Raw genomic sequence first — 18,851 nt, forward strand, 5'->3', positions numbered from 1 at the left:
CCGCTCGCGACAGGAGATAATATCGTTTCCGGTCAAATCCAGTAACAGCAGAATTCTGCCAGTGCGAGCGTCCCCGCTCGCGACAGGAGATAATATCGTCTCCGGTGGCATCGGAATTATATATCAATACGGTTTACTTAACGCTTTTTTAGAAATTTTATCTGACGATTTTCTAGGCAATACAGGCATTTTTTGCAAGTCAGATTCTTCTTAAGTCAACCGTATTGAATTTATATATTTGAATCGTCAGAATTATGCCAGTGCGATCGTCCCCGCTCGCGAGAGGAGATAACTTGCGAGCGGGGACGCTCGCACTGGTAAAATCATGATTCTGATGCCAGCGGAAACGAGATTACAAGCTTTTCCCAATTTAAATAACATATTTGGGGCGGACAATCTTAGCCCACCCCACAAGATTTTAATTGTAGAGAGATAGTTTAATTTAAATGGCGAGCCGATCGCACTCATTTACTGAAAAGAAAATCCTAATTTCTATCACTCTGTAGTTTCGGGGAGAGTTTCGACTACATACTCGGGTACATACTCAGCTACCTTTTCAGGTAGATTCTCTGGCAATTTTTCCGGCAATTTATAGGGCAAATTTTCCGGTGGATTTTCCAGTCTCACTCGCCGGATCGGCAGATTTGCGATCAGTGACATAGCCCGCTGGTCGCTTTCGAGACCGAACTCTGACTCAGTGGTATCAATTTCCACGTAGCGAGACACCACCTCTAGAATTTCTCGGCGCATAGACTCAACCATTTCGGGGCTGAGTTCTGACCGATCGTGGGCTAGAACGAGTTTGAGGCGGCGTTTTACATCGTCGCGGCTGTTGTCAGGGATGCGCGGGAAAAGTCGTTCGAGAAGTGTGTATATCATGGTTGCGGCGGGTTTGTCAATGGTTGGGCATAGAAAAAGTCAGGCGATTTTAGATTTTAGATTTTAGATTGGGGAATGACTTATTCCCGTCTGGTTTGGAGTCGGGGGCAGCAGTTTGATGCTTTTTGCGAAATGGTTTTACTCCGGGAATTTTTCGGCTAGTTTTTGCGATGCAGTGGCTGCTATTAAAGGTCGATCGCCAATAGGGCAGCACATCACATAATTTTAGTATTGAAAAACTTGCGGAGGCGAGTGAAAAACGTTTCCCGACGGGGAGTGAGATCTAAAAAATCAACTTTTTCGCCTTCTAAACGGCGGGCAATATTGTCGAAGGCAGTTCCAGCTAAAGAGGTCGTTTCCGACAATACTAATGGTTCGCCTCGGTTGGTGGAAACGATGACCCGCTCGTCGTCGGGAACGACGCCTAACAGCGGAATGGCAAGGATTTCCCGCACGTCTTGCACCGACATCATATCATTTGCCAGCACCATTGCAGGCCTGATCCGGTTGACGATTAGCCTGATTTTCTTGACATTGTTGGCTTCCAGCAGGCCGATGACTCGATCGGCATCGCGGACAGCAGCGATTTCTGGAGTCGTGACAATGATACCTTCTTGCGCCGGGGCGATCGCATTTTGGAAACCCTGCTCAATTCCAGCCGGAGAGTCGATCAAAATATAGTCATATTTTGGTGCCAACATCCCCACAAGCTGCTTCATTTGGTCGGCGCTGATGGCATCCTTCATCCGAGTTTGGGCCGCCGGTAACAGCACCAAGCGCGGCTGCCGCTTATCTTTCACCAAAGCTTGCTCTAAGCGACACTCTCCGGCGAGAACTTCTAATGCCGTGTAAACAATGCGGTTTTCTAAGCCCAGCAGCAAGTCTAAATTTCTGAGGCCGAAATCGGCATCAATTACCGCAACGGTGCGCCCCCGCTTAGCTAAAGCCATGCCGAGATTGGCTGTGGAGGTAGTTTTTCCCACTCCGCCTTTCCCTGATGTAACAACAATAATGCGAGCCATAAGCGATTTTAGATTTATTGGTAATTGCGAATTGGTAATTGCGAATTGGTAATTGCGAATTGGTAATTGCGAATTGGTAATTGCGAATTGGTAATTGCGAATTGGTAATTGCGAATAATTGCGAATTATTCTGATGTTTGTCGATTATTCGCCATTAGTATTTGGTAATTTAGCCAGCATCTTTTATTCCTTGAATCAACTCAACGCTCACAACTAATAAGTCTGATTGTTAGACAAATTTTAGAGGAAGTTTCATTGATATTTTCCATCGTCCTTTAATGACTGATTTAGCCAAGACAAAAATTATCAAATGCAGGTTGAAACAGCATTACCCATTACCCATTACCCATTACCAATTACCAATTACAAATTACCAATTACCCATTACCAATTACCCATTACCCATTACCAATTACCCATTACCCATTACCAATGACCAATTACCCATTACCGCCCATTAACTGCGATTTGTCAAAATCAGAGGCTCTACCGATCCGAATCCCCTGAGGCGTCACATAGGCGACTTCCGGGAAAAACTGAGCGGGTGAGGCTTCTGGGCCTCTGGCAACGTACTTAGCAATCCTAATCACCATCGGTTCCATCTGCAAGGTCATAATCACGCTGTTGGTGTTGCCGCCGGCACCCGCGTGCACGACGCCCCGCAAACGGCCCCAAACCAGGATATCGCCTCCGGCGACGACTGAGCCACCGGGATTTACATCTCCCAAAAGTACGATCGTCCCTGGGTGACGAATTTCTACGCCCGATCGCACAGTCATCTGCAAATATAAAGGTTCCGCCAGCGATTGCGGTTTGTCGGCGGATTTACTCAGGGTAGAAACCGGAGGCTGCTGTTCTACAGAATAGCCTGCCGTAGCTGCGGCAACGGCCGTTTGGCGGCGGCTGGTGTGGACTCGTTTGAGTTGCAGTTCCGCTTCCAAGAGGGCATCGGCGATTTCTTGCAGTTGGCGGATATCCAAAAGTCGATCGCTGCCCATCAATTGTACTTCGGCATTCGGCTGCCAAAAACGTTCTCCAGCATTCAGCCTGACTTTTAACTGCTGGCAAAGTTCAGTCCAAGTCGATGCCGTACCACTTCCAGGTTCGTTGTTCGTTTCTGGGGGAAGTAGCAACAATAGCTGTCCATCTTCAGTCTTAAGTCGGACTTGCAGATCTAAGCTAACTTCGGGTGTTGATTGAGGGGTGGCAGCAGCGGCTGTTGAGGCATCGGGTGTCATGGGACTGTTCGATCTCGGGTAGGGACAGGTTAACATCAATATTAGCTTGAGTCGTCTTTTGCCTCAGCCTTTTAGGCGAAAACTCTGGTTTTTTTTATTTTTAACCGCAAGTAGGGCAATTCTATTTCATTTTTGAACAAGATTTTTTTGATTTACCGCAGAGGGCGCAGAGGACACAGAGAAAGAGAATCAAGAGCGGAATACAGTGGCTGTAAACTGCGTATTTTACTGCTATAAGTAGCACGTCTAACCACATTTGTCTAACTTAGGCAATTATTGCTTTACCAGAAAGCATTAGTTGAAAGCCTTTCCCTTTGAGGTAGAGATTAAAATCAAACGATTCATTACTCCTATCCTCTTCCTTCTTTTCACAACTATCAACTGTCAACTGAAAATTACTATGCAGCAAATAGAACGTTATCGCGGCAGTCTGATCGGTTTAGCAGTTGGCGACGCTTTGGGAACAACTTTAGAGTTTTGTCGCCCCGGAACCTTTGAGCCGATTAACGATATGATTGGCGGCGGCCCGTTTCGACTGCAACCGGGACAGTGGACGGATGATACATCAATGGCACTTTGTTTAGCCGAAAGTTTGATTGAAAAAAAAGGTTTCGATCCAGTCCATCAATTAGAAACTTATTTGAAGTGGCGGCGAGACGGACATTTGAGCAGTACGGGCAAGTGTTTTGATATTGGCAATACGGTGCAACAAGCACTTTGGCATTTTCAAGATACAAAAAAGCCTTACTGCGGTTCTACTGATTCTTGGGCTGCTGGAAATGGTTCGATTATGCGTTTGGCTCCGGTACCTTTGTTTTATGCGAAAAATCCTTTAGAAGTCATAGACAAATCTGGAGAAAGTTCTCGCACTACTCACGGTGCTGCTACTTGCGTCGATGCTTGCCGCTATTTTGGTACTTTAATTGCGGGGGCTGTGAATGGAGTTAGTAAAGAAGTTTTGCTTTCGGAAAGATATTGTGCGATCGCCGAATATTGGGCCGCGCACCCGCTGGTGGCAGAAATTGATGAAATTGCGGCGGGTTCTTTTAAGCGGCGACAACCTCCTGAAATTAAGGGTACTGGTTACGTGGTTAAGTCTTTGGAGGCGGCACTTTGGGCGTTTTATAACAGTTCGTCTTTTGCCGAAGGGTGTTTGTTGGCTGTGAATTTGGGCGACGATGCGGATACAACTGGTGCGGTTTACGGACAGTTGGCGGGAGCTTTTTACGGTGAATCTGCTATACCACAAAAATGGCTCTCGCAATTGGCACATAGCTCTTTAATTGCATCTTTCGCCGAACAACTCTTGACTGTAGGACTTACGCACGAGTGACTATAAACCGAGTTTTTGTACAACAGTTCGCGATCGCAAGTGTCACAATACTTAAATATTTTCTTAGGTACGTAGTTGCGCTTCAGCGCTCAAGCACAACCACGTACCTTTTTGAATATGCCAGTTGCGTAATTTCGGTAGAAAAATGTTTTCTTACACCAGTTGAAATACCCGGTTTATCAGATTTTTTGTGCGTAACTCATATAGCCCTTCTCAGATAGATGAGGTATGACTTTCATGGGATTTTTTGGTGTGTAACTCGCTTAGTGTATAATCACCATAAGAGCGCTGAAGCGCAACTACGTACCTTTTTTGCGCGTAATCCCTAACTAAAATTAGGAGACGGCGCGATGCTCTCGCAACACGTAGCCAACTCCTCGAACCGTATGCAGCAGCCGTTTTGAGTTATTTGCTTCTAACTTAATCCGCAACGCCCGAATATACACTTCAATAATATTTGACTCGCCCATAAAATCGTAACCCCAGACTTTTTCTAAGATGCGATCGCGCGTAATGACTTGACGGGGATTCCGCAGCAAAAATTCCAACAAATCAAACTCTTTTGCCGTGAGTTCAATTAGTTGATTTCCTCGATAAACTTCACGGGTTAAACAATTTAAGATTAAGTCTTCAAATTCTAAGCTATCCGGGTCATTTGGTTGAGTTCGGCGCAGGCGTGCTTTCACCCTCGCGAGGAGCTCTTCCATACTGAAAGGCTTCGTTACATAATCATCAGCGCCAGCATTTAATCCCGTTACGCGATCGGGTACTTCATCCTTTGCTGTTAATATAATTATTGGTACTTGCACGCCAGTCGATCGCAATCTCAAACAAATATCCAATCCAGAGATACCCGGAAGCATCCAATCTAAAATCAACAAATCCGGTTCAGCCGTGCGGGCGAGGGTTAATCCATCCAATCCGTTGGGGGCGACAGTGACGTGATATCCTTCTAGAGTAAGTTCAGATTCGATGAACTTTGCCAGTTTCGGGTCATCTTCAACAAGGAGAATGCGATCGCTCATAGCTGCGGATTCCAAACAGGTAAGGTGATAGTAAAAATACTACCTTCTCCCGGTTTAGAGCGGATCGCGATACGTCCTTCCATACCTTCGATCAGGCTTTTGGCGATCGCCAATCCCAACCCAGTACCGTCTCTAGAGCGCGTCATCGACTCATCCACTCGGTAAAACCGCTCGAAAATCCGTTTTTGGTGCGGGAGAGAAATACCTATTCCGCGATCGCGCACATGAACCATCACCTGCTGTTCCCTCTTTTCTAAGACTAACTCAACAGGTTGTTCGGGAGCAGAATACTTGATAGCATTATCAACTAAATTAATTAAAACTTGTTGTAAACGATCCTGATCCGCACAGGCGACAACATCCTCATCAGTTGACATCAAAATAACTTGCCGATTGCTAACCTTTGCACTCATTTCTGCCACCTCAGCCACCAGAGTATTCAGAATCACCGGATGCAAACGAAAGTGCAAATTGCCACTATCAGCCCGCGCCAAATCCAGCAAATCTTCTAACATCCGAATCGTGCGTTCAGTTTCACCAACCGCCGTTTCCAGTGCTTGCTGCTGATAGTCGCTTAAATTAGTGCTGCGCCGCAGCAAACTTTGTAAATAACCAACTACCACCGTCAGGGGAGTGCGTAATTCATGGGAAACATTACCCACAAATTGGCGCTGTTGCTCCCAGGAACCGGATAATCTAAACAACATTTCATTAAAGGTTTGTGCAAGTCCTAAAATCTCATCAGGAGCCTGATGCAGTTGGAGTTTTGCCGCCTGCAAATTATCAGCAGACAAAGTGCTAGCAACCTGACTCATCTCTTCCAGAGGGGCCAGAGCATGACGTATGCGACTGGCGATCGCCACGATCAACACTAAAATTACCACAACACTGACCATAATTAAACTCCGAATCCCATCATTTAACTCATGTTGCTCGTCCGTGATATCTTGAGAGAAATATACCGTACCCAACAACTGATTTTTAATCCTCAGAGTTGTGCTACAGATTACCAAATAGCGATCGGCAACCCGAACAAAAGTCGGCTCAGCAGGTACTTCCGTCAACGAAATCATCTTCGTAATCTTAGAAGATTGCATATCCATATCAGGTGAATTCACCAACAGCATCCCATCATTGCGCTTCACCCACACCATAATTCCCCCTGTCGAAGCTTGATGAACGCTGCGGCTTAAACCAATTTCTAGAGAACCCATTTCACTATAAAGTTCCACCTGTTCGGGAAACCGGATTCCAATATATTCCAGCGTTTTTTTATGAGCAACTACTAGATTTTGCGATCGTTGCCAGCCAGCCCAAAATGCCACACTGCTAAGTCCTAAAATCGATAGTACCAGCAATTCCAGAGTCAAGCGAAACTGAAGCGAAGAAGTAGAAAATCGCTTGCTCTTGAGATTGTCAATGGTTGCTCTTAATTGCCGAATACGCTTCATTGTTTAGTTAGGAGTAGCGAGGGATTAACGAAAAGTCATAAACCATATTTTTGACGAAAAGACACGTTTAGACCATAATATAAGCTAAAAAACCCGGTTGATTGGATATGAGTCCTAGGGTGCGTAGCCTGCGAAAAATCCTAACTAAAGATTGATAATCTCGCAGCGACGCACCTGACAAAAACCGGGTGCATCTGGTTTTTAAAGAGAGCGAACCATGACCGCATATAAGTTATTAACGCAGATGCACCCCAAACACCTCTGGTACTCATGCAATTTTATCTCTTAAAATTATCTGCATTTATCTGTGTTGCATCTGCCTTTCATCTGCGATCGCTCAATCGCTCAATCCCGAAATTTATCCCTTAAAAAATCTCCGCAGTACCTTTAATCTGATTAAATTCAAAGCGTCGAGCATAATCTGTTTCACCATAAAGATTAAAACTAATAGTTGGTTCATCTCCCAGCGCTTCCACATGATGAATCGCATCGGGCATCAAGCACAAAATGTCACCCGGTGCAAGCAAAATATCTCCCACTGTTTGAATTTTATCGGGAAACTTCGGAATTGGCGATCGCCTCCACAAAGTATTTTTCTCCTCTCCACCCAGTAGCGCCACCAGTCCCCAACTAGCATGATTGTGAATTGGAGAAACAGCACCCGGAGCCCAAGCCACCAACTGCACAGTCAGAGGAAAAAACGGTTCATCATAAAGAGTTTGTACCGCCCATCCCGTCTCCGAGTCAGGTTCGAGAAGAGCAATTTGCAGCCAGGAAGAACTATCTAACAACCTGCGAACCAGGGGACAAATTGCCTGGAGTCGTAAATAATCATCACTAATTTGGTCTAATACATCTTCCAAATCAGTTAAAAAGCGATAAAGTCGGTAGGGATGAGTCAAATCTTCAATTTGACTGGTATCCTCAGAAACACGGTATTGTCCATCATTAGTCACAAACAAGTTTTTTCCTGTCATCACTGCTCAACTCACTGTTAAATGACTGCACTACTAAAAAATAGTCATGGTTAATCTCCACTCTATAAGACCTTCCTGGCAACTAGATGATATTTTCCTAAATAAAAGATGAATTTTAGCTGAAGACGCGAATCAATTAATCTCAAACTTTAGACAAAAGCGCCAAAGTTGAGAAGCATCTTGAAATTATCTGCCTTAATCTGCCTTAATCTGCCTTAATCTGGGGTTGACCAATTAGCAACCACTCATGATTTTATCTAAAATCTATCCGATCTTCATCTTACGCTCATATTTCTCTAAATTAATGCTGTTAATCTCAAGTCACAGAGGCATAAGTTACTCTCGGTCTCAATTCAGATTCAGGATTGAAACTCCAAGAGTTTTCTATTCGCCTTCTTGTACATAAACCCTAGATTTTGGAGATTGAATATGCGTAAACCAGCATTATGGCTCAGCTTGTGTCTAAGTAGTTTGGTAGTTACAGTATCGCTGGTGACTGCAACGACACTCAATACCTCTGCTATAACTAATAGTGCGATCGCACAAACCAACCCCTGCGCTTCCAAAAACCCCTGCGCTTCCAAAAATCCCTGCGCTTCCAAAAACCCCTGTGCATCAAAGCAAAAAAACGTAGGAGGCCCGCTAGCAAAAGAAGTGCAAGGAAAGCCCGTCGTAGTTGACGTTTATGCAGCCTGGTGTGCTGGCTGCAAAAACATTGCCCCTACGCTTTCCCAACTGAAACAGCAATATGTAGGAAAAGTGAATTTTGTGGTGCTAGATGTGACAGATAAATCAACCACTTCTCAAGCAGAAGCAAAAGCGAAACAGTTAGGACTCAGCCAATTTTTCGCAGCGAATAAGTCTCAAACGGGAAGTCTAACCATCATCGACCCTGCCACAGGAAATATTCTAGCACAGCATCGCAACAATCCCAACAAATCTGCCTATACAACCGTGCTCGATCAAGCGCTTGCTAAAAAATAGCTGCTTGCAGGTTATAGGTAAATCGATCGAACAGGATTTACGCATGATAAGAGTGCATAGGCGAGATCGAAAACCGGGTTTTTACGAAATTTATGCGTCTAAAACAGTCTAAAACATCAAATTAGCTAAAAAACTAGGTTTTTTTTATATGCTGTTACACAGTAATATTTGTTTTCGCCAATCTACTTACTTTTGCGTAAATCCTATTAAATATTCTAGGAGAAGCCATGACAGATATTCAAAAGTATGAACCCCAAGATAAAAGTACCAAAAATTTTAAATCTCCGAATAAATGGCTATTTTTGGGTGGATTGGCATTACTAGGGTTAGTGCTGGCACTGGCGTTCGCAGGCCCGTTTTCTCAGGCAATTGAACATCTGATTTCGGTAACTGAAAACAACTATCAGCAATGGTTCAGCCAGCAAGATACAGCTAACCCACTGGTATTGTTTCCCCTAGCCTTTATCGGTGGTTTAATCGCCAGCATTTCACCCTGTATTCTGGCAATGTTACCCGTTAACTTGAGTTATATTGGTACCCGAAATATCACTTCCAAGCGAGATGCTTTTCTTAAAGCCAGTTTGTTTGTGTTGGGAGTTGTGACAATTCTCAGCTTTTTTGGGCTGGCATCCTCATTTGCCGGGGCTGTCATGGTAGACTACCGGGGCTACATCAATATTGTTGTAGGAATTATCATTTTTATCATGGGTTTTAGCTTGCTAGGAATTGTGAAATTGCCTTTACCGGGAATCAATATAAATGCTTCAAATTTGGGACCATATGGGGTAGGAGTGACTTTTGGTTTGGTGAGTTCTCCTTGCGCTAGTCCGGTTTTATTTGCTGTGCTGGCAGCGGGAGGGGCTACTGGTTCACAATTGCTAGGAACCTTGACCATGATCTGTTATGCTCTCGGATATACAAGCATCATCTTTCTTGCCAGTCTATTGACTGGTTTTGCCAAGCAAGCTAAGACTTTGATGCAGCATTCCGAGTCGATTCTGAGATTTGGTAGTGTCGCTCTAATTTTGACAGGTTTGTATTACATGATTGAGGGTGTTCGCTGGTTTTTTTAGCAACTTATGAGAATTTTATCTCCGATCCAGTTCTTCCTCATTTAGGACTCATTTTCTTGAGTGTTAATGTAAATAACCTCAAGTCTTGAAGATAACTAACTGTCAGCAGAGTTGCCAGAGAGTAAAAAAATCAAGCAAATATCAGGTCTGAAATTACTAACAATTCATCTGGAGATTAAACACATGAAAGTAAAATACATTACCACGATCGCCATTGCCACCATTTTAGGCTTGGCAACAGCTAATGTTAGCTACGCCAACTTCAAGGCTTCCACCAACTTAAACTCTACAACCGTTTCATCCAAGATTGCAGAAGCCAATCCTTGCGCTGGAAAAGCCAACCCTTGCGCTGGTAAAAATCCTTGTGCTGGAAAAGCCAATCCTTGTGCTGGTAAAGCCAATCCTTGTGCTGGTAAAAATCCTTGTGCTGGAAAAGCCAATCCTTGTGCTGGAAAAGCCAATCCTTGCGCTGGTAAAGCCAATCCTTGCGCTGGTAAAGCCAATCCTTGTGCTGGAAAAAGCAGCACAACAACTGTTCATCCTAAGTATTACACCGAGAAAGGTGTGGCTCTTGATGGTCAGGATGTTGTAGCCTATTTCACCCAAGGCAAATTAGTGATGGGAGTTAGCCAATTTAAACAGAATTGGGGCGGAACAACTTGGATATTTGCTAGTGCAGCCAACCGCGATATGTTTGCCAAAAATCCTGAAAAGTATGCTCCTCAATACGGTGGATATTGCGCTCAGGCTGCCAGTGAAGGCAATCTTGTTGCAACCCAGCCTGATGCCTGGAAAATTGTTAATGGGAAGCTTTATCTCAACTACGACAAGAAAGTACAGGCACAGTGGATGGGTGATATTCCCGGTCACATTGCTTTAGCAAACAAGAATTGGCCGACTATTCTGAATAACAAAGAACTGTTTCGTTAACTTCAAATAGGACTTAGGGCGGGCGGGACGCCCATCCCACAAGAAAATGTCTGGTGGCACAGGCATCTTGCCTGTGGCCCCTTCGGGCAAGGGCGGGCGGGACACCCCACAACAAATTTGACCTCTGGTGGCACAGGCATCTTGCCTGTTCCTAAGAGGGCGGGCGGGACGCGCACCCCACACCCGTTCATACATTTTCCTCAAAAAAAATATGACTTCATGGCTGAATTCTTTGGGCTGGCATCGTCGAGACAGTGCCCGCAGCAACCGGATACCGATCGCCACCCTCGTCATGTTAGGTTCAGTTATCCTAACCGGTGGAGTGGTTGCAGCTTGGTTTTCGGGTAACGGCACTCTCTATCATCTATTTGCCAAACTCCAATCGATGCAGAATCATCCTCCAATGTGGCTGGAAGTGCCAATGGTAATGGGGGAGTCTTTACTAACACCTACGATCGCTCTGCTGGCTATTGCTTGGCTGATTATGCGTGTTTCGCCCGTACCCCGAACCTGGTCGCGGGTTGCAGTCATCGGCATTTTGTTGGTGTTGGTGACTCGCTATCTGCTGTGGCGATCGCTCACAACTTTAAATGTATCCAATCCCTTAGATGGAGTGTTTAGCATTGGGTTGTTTCTCCTAGAACTTTTCCTCTTGCTGACCAATATCCTTCAGTTATTTTTGATGTTGCGCGTCAAGGATCGGCATTCAGAAGCGAATCGGTTGGCGATCGATATAGTTGAGGGTAGATTCACACCAGCAGTTGATGTTTTGATTCCCACTTACAACGAGCCTGCCTATATTCTCAAACGCACTGTTATTGGTTGTCAAGCCATCGACTATGCCAATAAAAAAATCTATCTCCTCGATGATACGCGCCGTGAAGAAATTCGGCAAATTGCAGAGGAATTAGGGTGTGAATACCGCACTAGAGCTAATAATCACCATGCAAAAGCCGGGAATTTGAATCATGCTTTGACTCATACTCAAGGAGATTTCATCGTTGTTTTTGATGCCGACTTTATCCCTACCAAAAACTTTCTGATTCGCACCGTTGGTTTCTTCCAAGATCCGAAAGTTGCCCTGGTTCAAACGCCTCAAAGTTATTACAATGCTGACCCGATCGCCCGTAACTTAGGTTTGGATAATGTTATTGCGCCGGAAGAAGAGGTTTTCTACCGCCAAATTGAACCGCTCAAAGATGGCGCCGGCAGTGTAGTTTGTTCTGGAACCTCCTTTGTTGTCAGGCGCAGCGCCTTAGAAGATGCCGGAGGATTTGTTACCGAATCCCTCAGTGAAGACTATTTCACAGGGATTAAACTTTCTGCTAAAGGCTATCGCTTAGTGTATCTCAACGAAAAACTCAGCGCTGGTTTAGCAGCAGAAAATATTTCTGCTTACGCCACTCAACGGCTGCGCTGGGCGCGCGGAACTTTACAAGCTTTTTTTATTGATTCCAATCCGCTGACTATCCCCGGATTAAACCTGATTCAGCGACTCGCGCATTTAGAAGGACTCCTGAATTGGTTTGGTAGCATTCCGCGTATCGGCTTTCTGTTGATGCCCTTAGCTTATTCCTTTTTGGGTGTGATTCCCATCCGAGCTACTGTTCAAGAAATGCTGTACTTTTTTCTGCCCTATTATTTGGTGCAGTTGACGGTTTTCTCCTGGTTGAATCATCGAGCGCGATCGGCATTACTCTCTGATATTTATTCACTGGTACTGGCATTCCCGCTGGTTTTGACCGTCTTTGGGGTGATGCTGTCTCCCTTCTCCAAAGGATTTAACGTCACAGCCAAAGGCACTGTGAGCGATCGCTTTTCGTTCAACTGGAAATTAGCGCTACCGTTGCTGCTATTATTTATTCCCAATGCCATCAGCCTGTGGCACGTTCTGGGAACCTGTTTGATTCAATTTCAGATGCACGCCTCAGAGCCGGAAATCATCCAGCAGCTCAAAGGGTTGGGGATTGGTTGGATTTGGAGCACCTACAACCTTTTAATTATCAGCATTACGCTGTTAATATTGTTAGATGCTCCTAAGTCCGATCGATACGAATGGTTTGATTTGCGTCGATTGGTACGGCTGGCGATCGACGGACAAATCTTTTGGGGCGTGACTACTTTTATTTCTGAAGTGGGAGTTCATCTAGAGATTACTCAAGCCGGATTCCCTGCGCTGATTCCAGGAGAAATGCTTTCAGTCAAGCTCAAAATTATGGAAGAAAATTTGAGGCTGCAAGGAGAGATAACTCGGGTAGATTTTAGTAATGAATTTCCCTCGGTACACATCCGGTTTGATGAATTGGCTTTGCCGCAACATCGATGTCTGGTTGAGATGTTGTTCTGTCGTCCGAATCAATGGAAACGCTCTTGCGCTCCTGGTGAGTTAAAGTCTCTCTTCCTGCTATTTGGGATTTTATTGAAGCCTCGCGTTTTGTTCGATCGCACTCGGGCGATCGATTTCGTCAAAATCTCAAAAATTTAGTTTGATCCAGTTTAAAAACAAAAAGGTGCTTTATGGAAATTAAAGATTTTCTGGCTTTGCTGCATCCTGTTTTAGCTGTGGCGATCGTTTTTCCAATGCTGGGCATTGTGCTGAATATGGCTTGGCAAACTAGGCAGCGCCGCCAGCAAGTTGCATCTGGAGATAAGAGCAAAATTCCCCCTGTAGTCGGCGGCGAACACGTCAAAGCAGGTAAAATTCTGTCGGGATCTGTGGTAGGAGTAACTCTGTTGGGTCTGGGCTACCCAATTTTCGATCATATTTTGAGCAAGGATGTTTGGAGCAAAAACTCGTTTCAGGTAATTTTCATTATTCTGATGTTTGTTGCTACGATCGCCTCTTTGGTCATGTTATATCGATCGACACCTGCTATGTGGCGGGGCGTATTTGCGACTCTGACGGGTGCTGGCTTGGTGATTCTTGGCGCTCAAGATGGCGTTTTTCGGCGCACCGATGAATGGTATTGGTCTCACTACTACATTGGCATAGCTGCTGCACTGCTGATGGTTTTCTCCCTGGCGATCGTTCAAGACATTTACAAAGATCGATCGAATCGCTGGCGCACAGTCCATGTCATCTTGAACTCGATCGCTGTATTGCTCTTTTTGGGACAAGGAATGACCGGAACCAGGGATTTGTTGGAAATTCCCCTGAGTTGGCAGAAACCCTATATTTATAGCTGTGACTTCCCCAATAAGACTTGCCCCAAACCCTGAGTCACAGTGCCAGCAATAAAAACTCGTGCTACAGAATAATTAATTATTACGGCTAGGCTAGTACACCGAACAGGTGCGTCGCTGTCAGATCCGCCATGCAGGGATTCAAGAATGGCGGCGCACCCTACGGAGACTGTTGCATGATTTTCAACAAGTTAGATAAATACCTACTAAGTATCTTGACATTTTGGGGAATCTATGTTTATGCTTTTTTTACCATTAATATAAAAGAAATATTTGCAAATCTTAAGTTTTTATTAAAATTAAGTATTACAATAGTCGTAACTTTCAACTAAGTATTTATTCTCAATATCATGATAGCGGATCAATTTCCTTGGCTGACCGCAATTGTCATGCTACCCCTCGTAGCTGCCCTCGCCATCCCTTTTCTGCCCGATACAGACGGCAAAACTGTGCGTTGGTATGCCCTGGGCGTAGGCATTGCAGATTTTGTATTAATGTGCTGGGTGTTTTGGACGCACTACGATCCGAGCATCTCCACTTTCCAAATCGTCGAGAAATATTCCTGGATACCCTCTTTAGGCCTCAACTGGTCTGTTTCGGTTGACGGATTGTCGGTTCCGCTGGTGTTATTGGCGGGATTGGTGACGACACTATCTATTTTTGCTGCATGGGAAGTCGATCGCAAGCCGCGACTTTTCTACTTCCTAATGCTGGTGATGTACTCGGCACAAATCGGAGTATTTGTCGCCCAAGACATCATGCTGCTGTTCATTGTCTGGGAATTAGAACTAATTCCGGTGTACTTGCTAATCTCGATTTGGGGCGGACAAAACCGTCGCTACGCAGCCACCAAATTCTTGATTTACACCGCCGGCGCTTCTATCTTTATTCTCGTCGCTGCCTTAGCAATGGGATTCTACGGCGGAGGAAACGTTACCTTCGACATGGTAGAACTGGGCTTGAAGGACTATCCGCTAGGTTTAGAAATCCTACTTTATGCGGGATTGTTTATTGCCTTCGGCGTGAAACTCGCGATTTTCCCCTTTCACACATGGCTGCCTGATGCCCACGGTGAAGCATCTTCTCCTGTGTCGATGATTCTGGCCGGCGTGCTGCTGAAAATGGGCGGCTACGGACTGATTCGCTTGAATTTGGAACTTCTTCCGAAAGCACACGTTTACTTTGCACCGATTATGGCGGTGCTCGGCGTAGTTAACATTATCTACGGCGCGCTGAATTCCTTCGGCCAAACCAACATGAAGCGCCGACTTGCGAATTCGTCGATTTCTCACATGGGATTCGTGTTGTTGGGTATTGCTTCCTTCACGGATTTGGGAATCAACGGGGCGCTGCTGCAAATGATTTCCCACGGTTTGATCGCCTCAGTATTGTTTTTCCTGGCTGGCGTGACTTACGATCGCACCCATACCATGATCATGGACGAGATGGGCGAGATTGGAAAAGTGATGCCAAAAGTGTTTGCTTTGTTTACAGCAGGCGCGATGGCTTCTTTAGCACTCCCCGGGATGAGCGGTTTTGCTAGCGAATTATCAGTTTTTGTGGGCGTCGCAACTAGCGATATGTACGGTACTTCTTTCCGCGCAGTAATAGTGTTCCTGGCGGCAGTGGGACTGATTTTGACACCGATTTATTTGCTCTCGATGCTGCGACAGTTATTTTACAACTGTGGAACATTGGCAGCTTGCGATCTAGAAGATCTAGATTTGCGGAATCAGCGAAACAATCTGGATGAAGCGGTTTGTTTCGGTAATAGTTGCGTTTTGCCTGGTGATGCAAAGTTTATCGATGCTCAACCTCGCGAAGTGGCGATCGCATTTTGCTTCTTGATCCCGATTGTCGGCATTGGTTTTTATCCGAACATGGCGATGCAGGTTTACGACGCGAAGACTGTGGCTGTTAACGCCGAAGTCCGCCAATCTTACACCCTCATCGTTCAACAAAATCCTCAGATTTATGCGAAGGGATTTTTGGCACCCAAAATTGCACAGGCTCCAACAGTACCTGCTTTGGGCAAAATTACCGGATCTGAATCTGCATCGGTTTTGGGTATTGTCAAATAATTTTATCCAATTCTGTTTTTGCTGAAAATTGGGCGATCGCTTTTGTTAAAGGGCGATCGTTTTTTTGTTGCATAAGGCAGTTGACAGTTGACAGTTGACAGTTGACAGTTGACAGTTGACAGAATCGTAGGGTGCGTCGCCATCGAAAATTTATCGGGAAAAATCGACAATCTCATAGATCCGCACCACGCACCGGGAGCATCAAGCGCGATCGCACTATCATAAAAAATGCTTTTTTCAAAAATGAGATGCTCCCGACGCACCTGAGACTTCTTGCGCTCATTCACAAACTATTTTGATTTGAAATGAATCTGCGTCGATCTGTATTTATTTGATTGACATTTGCGGTTGACCTATCATATCATTTCATTTCAGGTCGATCGCCATAACAAAAACGGTTCGTAGTGCGGACTTAAGTCCGCAGCCGGAGAGCGGACTTAAGTCCGCACTACGAACCGATGAAGTTTATTATACGATTGACAAAAACTATGGCGGCAAAACAATTTTTTCCCTTGTTTTCTCAAATATCGTTTAAGGTGCATCGCCGTCAGATTGTCGATTGAATTTACCAGAAATAATTGGTTGAAAGCCGGAACACGAGTGAGGGAGAAATTTAAATCAGACTATTCATTACTCCAATCCTCTTCCTTCTAGGTAGATGTCGCTCTCAAACTGTCAACTGTCAACTGTCAACTGTCAACTGTTGAAGGATTTTTTAGGGCGACACACCTACAAATACTATTGCAGTATTTTGCATAATTGGTGTAATTTGCCGGATCTGATACTAGCGCCGAATTCCTAAAATAATCTGAGCTAAATTTTCCCTAGCATATCCCACCTCAAGCATCGATTTATCTTCCAGCCCCGAGGCAACTTTCGTCAGGATATTTAGCGGTTCTTCCGAACCTACAGTTTTCAGAAACAACACTTGCAGCCGATTTTTAACTAATTCTACAATTGAGCGACTGCGAGCCTCTTTACTTTCTTTTTGTTGAGCAACACTCCTACTAAGATTGTGAGTTTTTAACAGCCACATTCTTTCTATTCCTTGCATTTTGACGGTCTCCAAAACCTCCGCTTGAATCTGCTCGACTAATCTTTCACTTACATATTGCACGATTAAAGGCTTCAGCCTAAAAACAGTTTGCCCGCTCTCACTTATTTTTTCGATTAGAAAGCGACGGCCGAGAGAATCGAGATTTTTTACCAAATCAGAAAGAGACGAATTGACTAACATCTGCTCTCGCAAACTCGCTAGGGAAATCGGACTTTGAGCAATAGCCAGCCAGTAGGAAATCTCTTGTTCTGAATTTGACATTCGATCGAACTGCTGCGCGAGTAAATTGCTGATGTGTTCTTCAATAAATAACGCCGTCGCTTCCAAAAACTTGACAACATTTCCTTCAAAAAACTCGTTAATCGTTGTTGCCACAATCTTGATTGCTAACAGATTGCCTCCGTACCGGGCTAACAAGATTTCCCATTCTCTATCTTGGGCGGACAAACCTTTTTCTTTGAAAATATCTCGGGCTATTTCCTCGGAAATAGCAGGCTTTAAAAACCGCACTTTTTCTCCAGCTAGCAAAGCCATTTCCGTAGGTTCTTCGGCACTAACTAGGACAAAACAGCTCTGGTGATTGACTTCACACAGCCGCACAATTAAATCTCGATATCCTTCACAGCCTTCGCGGTAATGTCCCGCTAGTTCTTCTGGTTTGAGCACTGCTTCAAAATCGTCTAAAATTATCAGACAGCGCTGCTGGCGCAGATACTCGACTAGGCGCGAAATTTTGCCGTTAAAGTCGATCGCCTGCGAGGGCTCCGCTAACGGCAGAGCGGACTTTTGTTGGTTAGCAAAAAGTTGAATTAAGCTAGTGAGGAAGTCGGATGCTGTTGGTGCCGATCGCAGCGATCGCCAAATCACAAAATCAAACTCATGCTGTACCTGTTTTGCCAACTGCACCGACAGAGTTGTTTTCCCACTACCAGCCAAACCCAGCAGCGCTACTACGCGACAATTATCGGATACAATCCACTGCTTTAAAGTAGTTAATTCTTCAGTCCGCCCGTAAAAAACTGCCACATCCGGTGCTTGGTCCCAATCTTCTTGTCGCCGTCCTATCGGCGTTTTGAATAGAGATCCTTTACCTTGACTAAAATCAATCGAGCCCTGCTCCGTGTGGTAAGAAAATAGCAACTGATGCCTCAATTCCGAGAGCTTTCCAGGGCCATTCCCCGCGATCTGAAACTTTTTGTAAACTTCGCCTAGTCTTTTGCGAACGGCGATATCGCTGATGCCAAGCTTGGTTGCGATGGTAGCCGTAGATTGACCGTCGAGAGCCATAAACACAGTCTCTAACTCGGCATCTGTGACACCGCGCTCTTTCGCGATCGTTTGCACAAAGTTTTGAGGAATCGGAGTAGTCAAGGTAGGAATCTCGCCTGTACTAAAAATCTATCTTCTATTATATTCTCTGAGTTCTCGCGGGCAAACAATTGAATGCGTCAATTTTCAGCTTGCTTGTCGGTCTTGGAGGGCCGTTTGAGATATTTATAGCTGGTAAAAGTATAGTCATCTATTACATGACATGGGAGGCTTCCAGTCCCTCCCCTTTCGCTTTCACTTCGAGCGGATTGACCCGCCTTGGCTGAACTACGCAGCTCTCTATCCCATT

At 45.0% G+C, this 18,851-nt stretch carries 15 protein-coding genes and 1 pseudogene; 8 read left to right on the plus strand and 8 right to left on the minus strand.

What is annotated here, in order from left to right; all coding sequences use genetic code 11:
* Positions 1-600: 600 nt before the first annotated feature.
* Positions 601-879, minus strand: a pseudogene (minE, locus tag JGK14_RS29785) (cell division topological specificity factor MinE); the annotation flags it as partial.
* 215 nt (positions 880-1,094) lie between these two features.
* Positions 1,095-1,901: a septum site-determining protein MinD gene (gene minD / locus JGK14_RS29790; protein WP_293187202.1), complete on the minus strand. Its 807-nt coding sequence runs from the start codon at positions 1,899-1,901 to the stop codon at positions 1,095-1,097.
* Positions 1,902-2,211: 310 nt separating this feature from the next.
* Here minD and JGK14_RS29795 point away from each other — a divergent pair, with 310 nt between their 5' ends.
* Entirely contained in the window at positions 2,212-2,337 is a 126-nt protein-coding gene (locus JGK14_RS29795) for a hypothetical protein (protein WP_293323821.1), read from the plus strand.
* A 4-nt stretch (positions 2,338-2,341) separates the two neighbouring features.
* On the opposite strand, the gene minC is transcribed toward JGK14_RS29795, so the two are convergent.
* Complete coding sequence (gene minC / locus JGK14_RS29800; protein ID WP_293213809.1) at positions 2,342-3,139, minus strand: septum site-determining protein MinC; 798 nt, start codon at positions 3,137-3,139, stop codon at positions 2,342-2,344.
* Between the two features lie 400 nt (positions 3,140-3,539).
* On the opposite strand from minC, the gene JGK14_RS29805 reads away from it, so the two are divergent.
* Positions 3,540-4,472, plus strand: coding sequence for an ADP-ribosylglycohydrolase family protein (locus JGK14_RS29805; RefSeq protein WP_293323824.1), 933 nt, complete (start codon positions 3,540-3,542; stop codon positions 4,470-4,472).
* 335 nt (positions 4,473-4,807) lie between these two features.
* On the opposite strand, the gene JGK14_RS29810 is transcribed toward JGK14_RS29805, so the two are convergent.
* From JGK14_RS29810 to JGK14_RS29820, 3 genes are all read right to left on the minus strand, one after another.
* Positions 4,808-5,497 carry a response regulator transcription factor gene (locus JGK14_RS29810; protein ID WP_293186405.1) on the minus strand — a complete coding sequence of 230 codons (690 nt, stop codon included), beginning with the start codon at positions 5,495-5,497 and terminating at the stop codon, positions 4,808-4,810.
* Positions 5,494-6,948 (minus strand): HAMP domain-containing sensor histidine kinase, encoded by a 1,455-nt coding sequence (locus JGK14_RS29815; RefSeq protein WP_325315834.1) that lies wholly within the window; start codon positions 6,946-6,948, stop codon positions 5,494-5,496. Before JGK14_RS29815 ends, JGK14_RS29810 begins: the two co-directional genes overlap by 4 nt.
* 365 nt (positions 6,949-7,313) lie before the next feature.
* Positions 7,314-7,925: a cupin gene (locus JGK14_RS29820; RefSeq protein WP_293186401.1), complete on the minus strand. Its 612-nt coding sequence runs from the start codon at positions 7,923-7,925 to the stop codon at positions 7,314-7,316.
* Between the two features lie 429 nt (positions 7,926-8,354).
* Between JGK14_RS29820 and JGK14_RS29825 the strand changes: the two genes are divergently transcribed.
* The 6 genes from JGK14_RS29825 to JGK14_RS29850 all read left to right on the plus strand — a co-directional run bounded on the left by JGK14_RS29825 (position 8,355) and on the right by JGK14_RS29850 (position 16,176).
* Complete coding sequence (locus JGK14_RS29825) at positions 8,355-8,909, plus strand: TlpA family protein disulfide reductase (protein ID WP_325315835.1); 555 nt, start codon at positions 8,355-8,357, stop codon at positions 8,907-8,909.
* 227 nt (positions 8,910-9,136) lie between these two features.
* Positions 9,137-9,982, plus strand: coding sequence for a cytochrome c biogenesis protein CcdA (locus tag JGK14_RS29830; protein ID WP_293198777.1), 846 nt, complete (start codon positions 9,137-9,139; stop codon positions 9,980-9,982).
* Positions 9,983-10,165: 183 nt separating this feature from the next.
* Positions 10,166-10,912: a YHS domain-containing (seleno)protein gene (locus JGK14_RS29835; RefSeq protein ID WP_293186395.1), complete on the plus strand. Its 747-nt coding sequence runs from the start codon at positions 10,166-10,168 to the stop codon at positions 10,910-10,912.
* Positions 10,913-11,123: 211 nt separating this feature from the next.
* Complete coding sequence (locus JGK14_RS29840) at positions 11,124-13,397, plus strand: glycosyltransferase (protein ID WP_325315836.1); 2,274 nt, start codon at positions 11,124-11,126, stop codon at positions 13,395-13,397.
* Between the two features lie 32 nt (positions 13,398-13,429).
* A complete protein-coding gene (locus tag JGK14_RS29845) occupies positions 13,430-14,131 on the plus strand; it encodes a DUF4079 domain-containing protein (protein WP_325315837.1) in 702 nt (233 codons plus the stop codon).
* Between the two features lie 314 nt (positions 14,132-14,445).
* The gene (locus JGK14_RS29850) at positions 14,446-16,176 is read left to right on the plus strand and encodes an NAD(P)H-quinone oxidoreductase subunit 4 (protein ID WP_293186389.1); all 1,731 of its coding nucleotides are present in this window, start codon (positions 14,446-14,448) and stop codon (positions 16,174-16,176) included.
* Between the two features lie 2 nt (positions 16,177-16,178).
* On the opposite strand, the gene JGK14_RS29855 is transcribed toward JGK14_RS29850, so the two are convergent.
* Both JGK14_RS29855 and JGK14_RS29860 read right to left on the minus strand, forming a co-directional pair.
* On the minus strand, positions 16,179-16,463 hold the full coding sequence (locus JGK14_RS29855; RefSeq protein WP_293208304.1) for a hypothetical protein: 285 nt from the start codon (positions 16,461-16,463) through the stop codon (positions 16,179-16,181).
* A 497-nt stretch (positions 16,464-16,960) separates the two neighbouring features.
* The gene (locus JGK14_RS29860; protein ID WP_293186387.1) at positions 16,961-18,604 is read right to left on the minus strand and encodes an NB-ARC domain-containing protein; all 1,644 of its coding nucleotides are present in this window, start codon (positions 18,602-18,604) and stop codon (positions 16,961-16,963) included.
* Positions 18,605-18,851 lie beyond the last annotated feature (247 nt).

It is taken from the genome of Microcoleus sp. PH2017_28_MFU_U_A (assembly GCF_020738035.1).
Taxonomy (GTDB): Bacteria; Cyanobacteriota; Cyanobacteriia; order Cyanobacteriales; family Microcoleaceae; genus Microcoleus.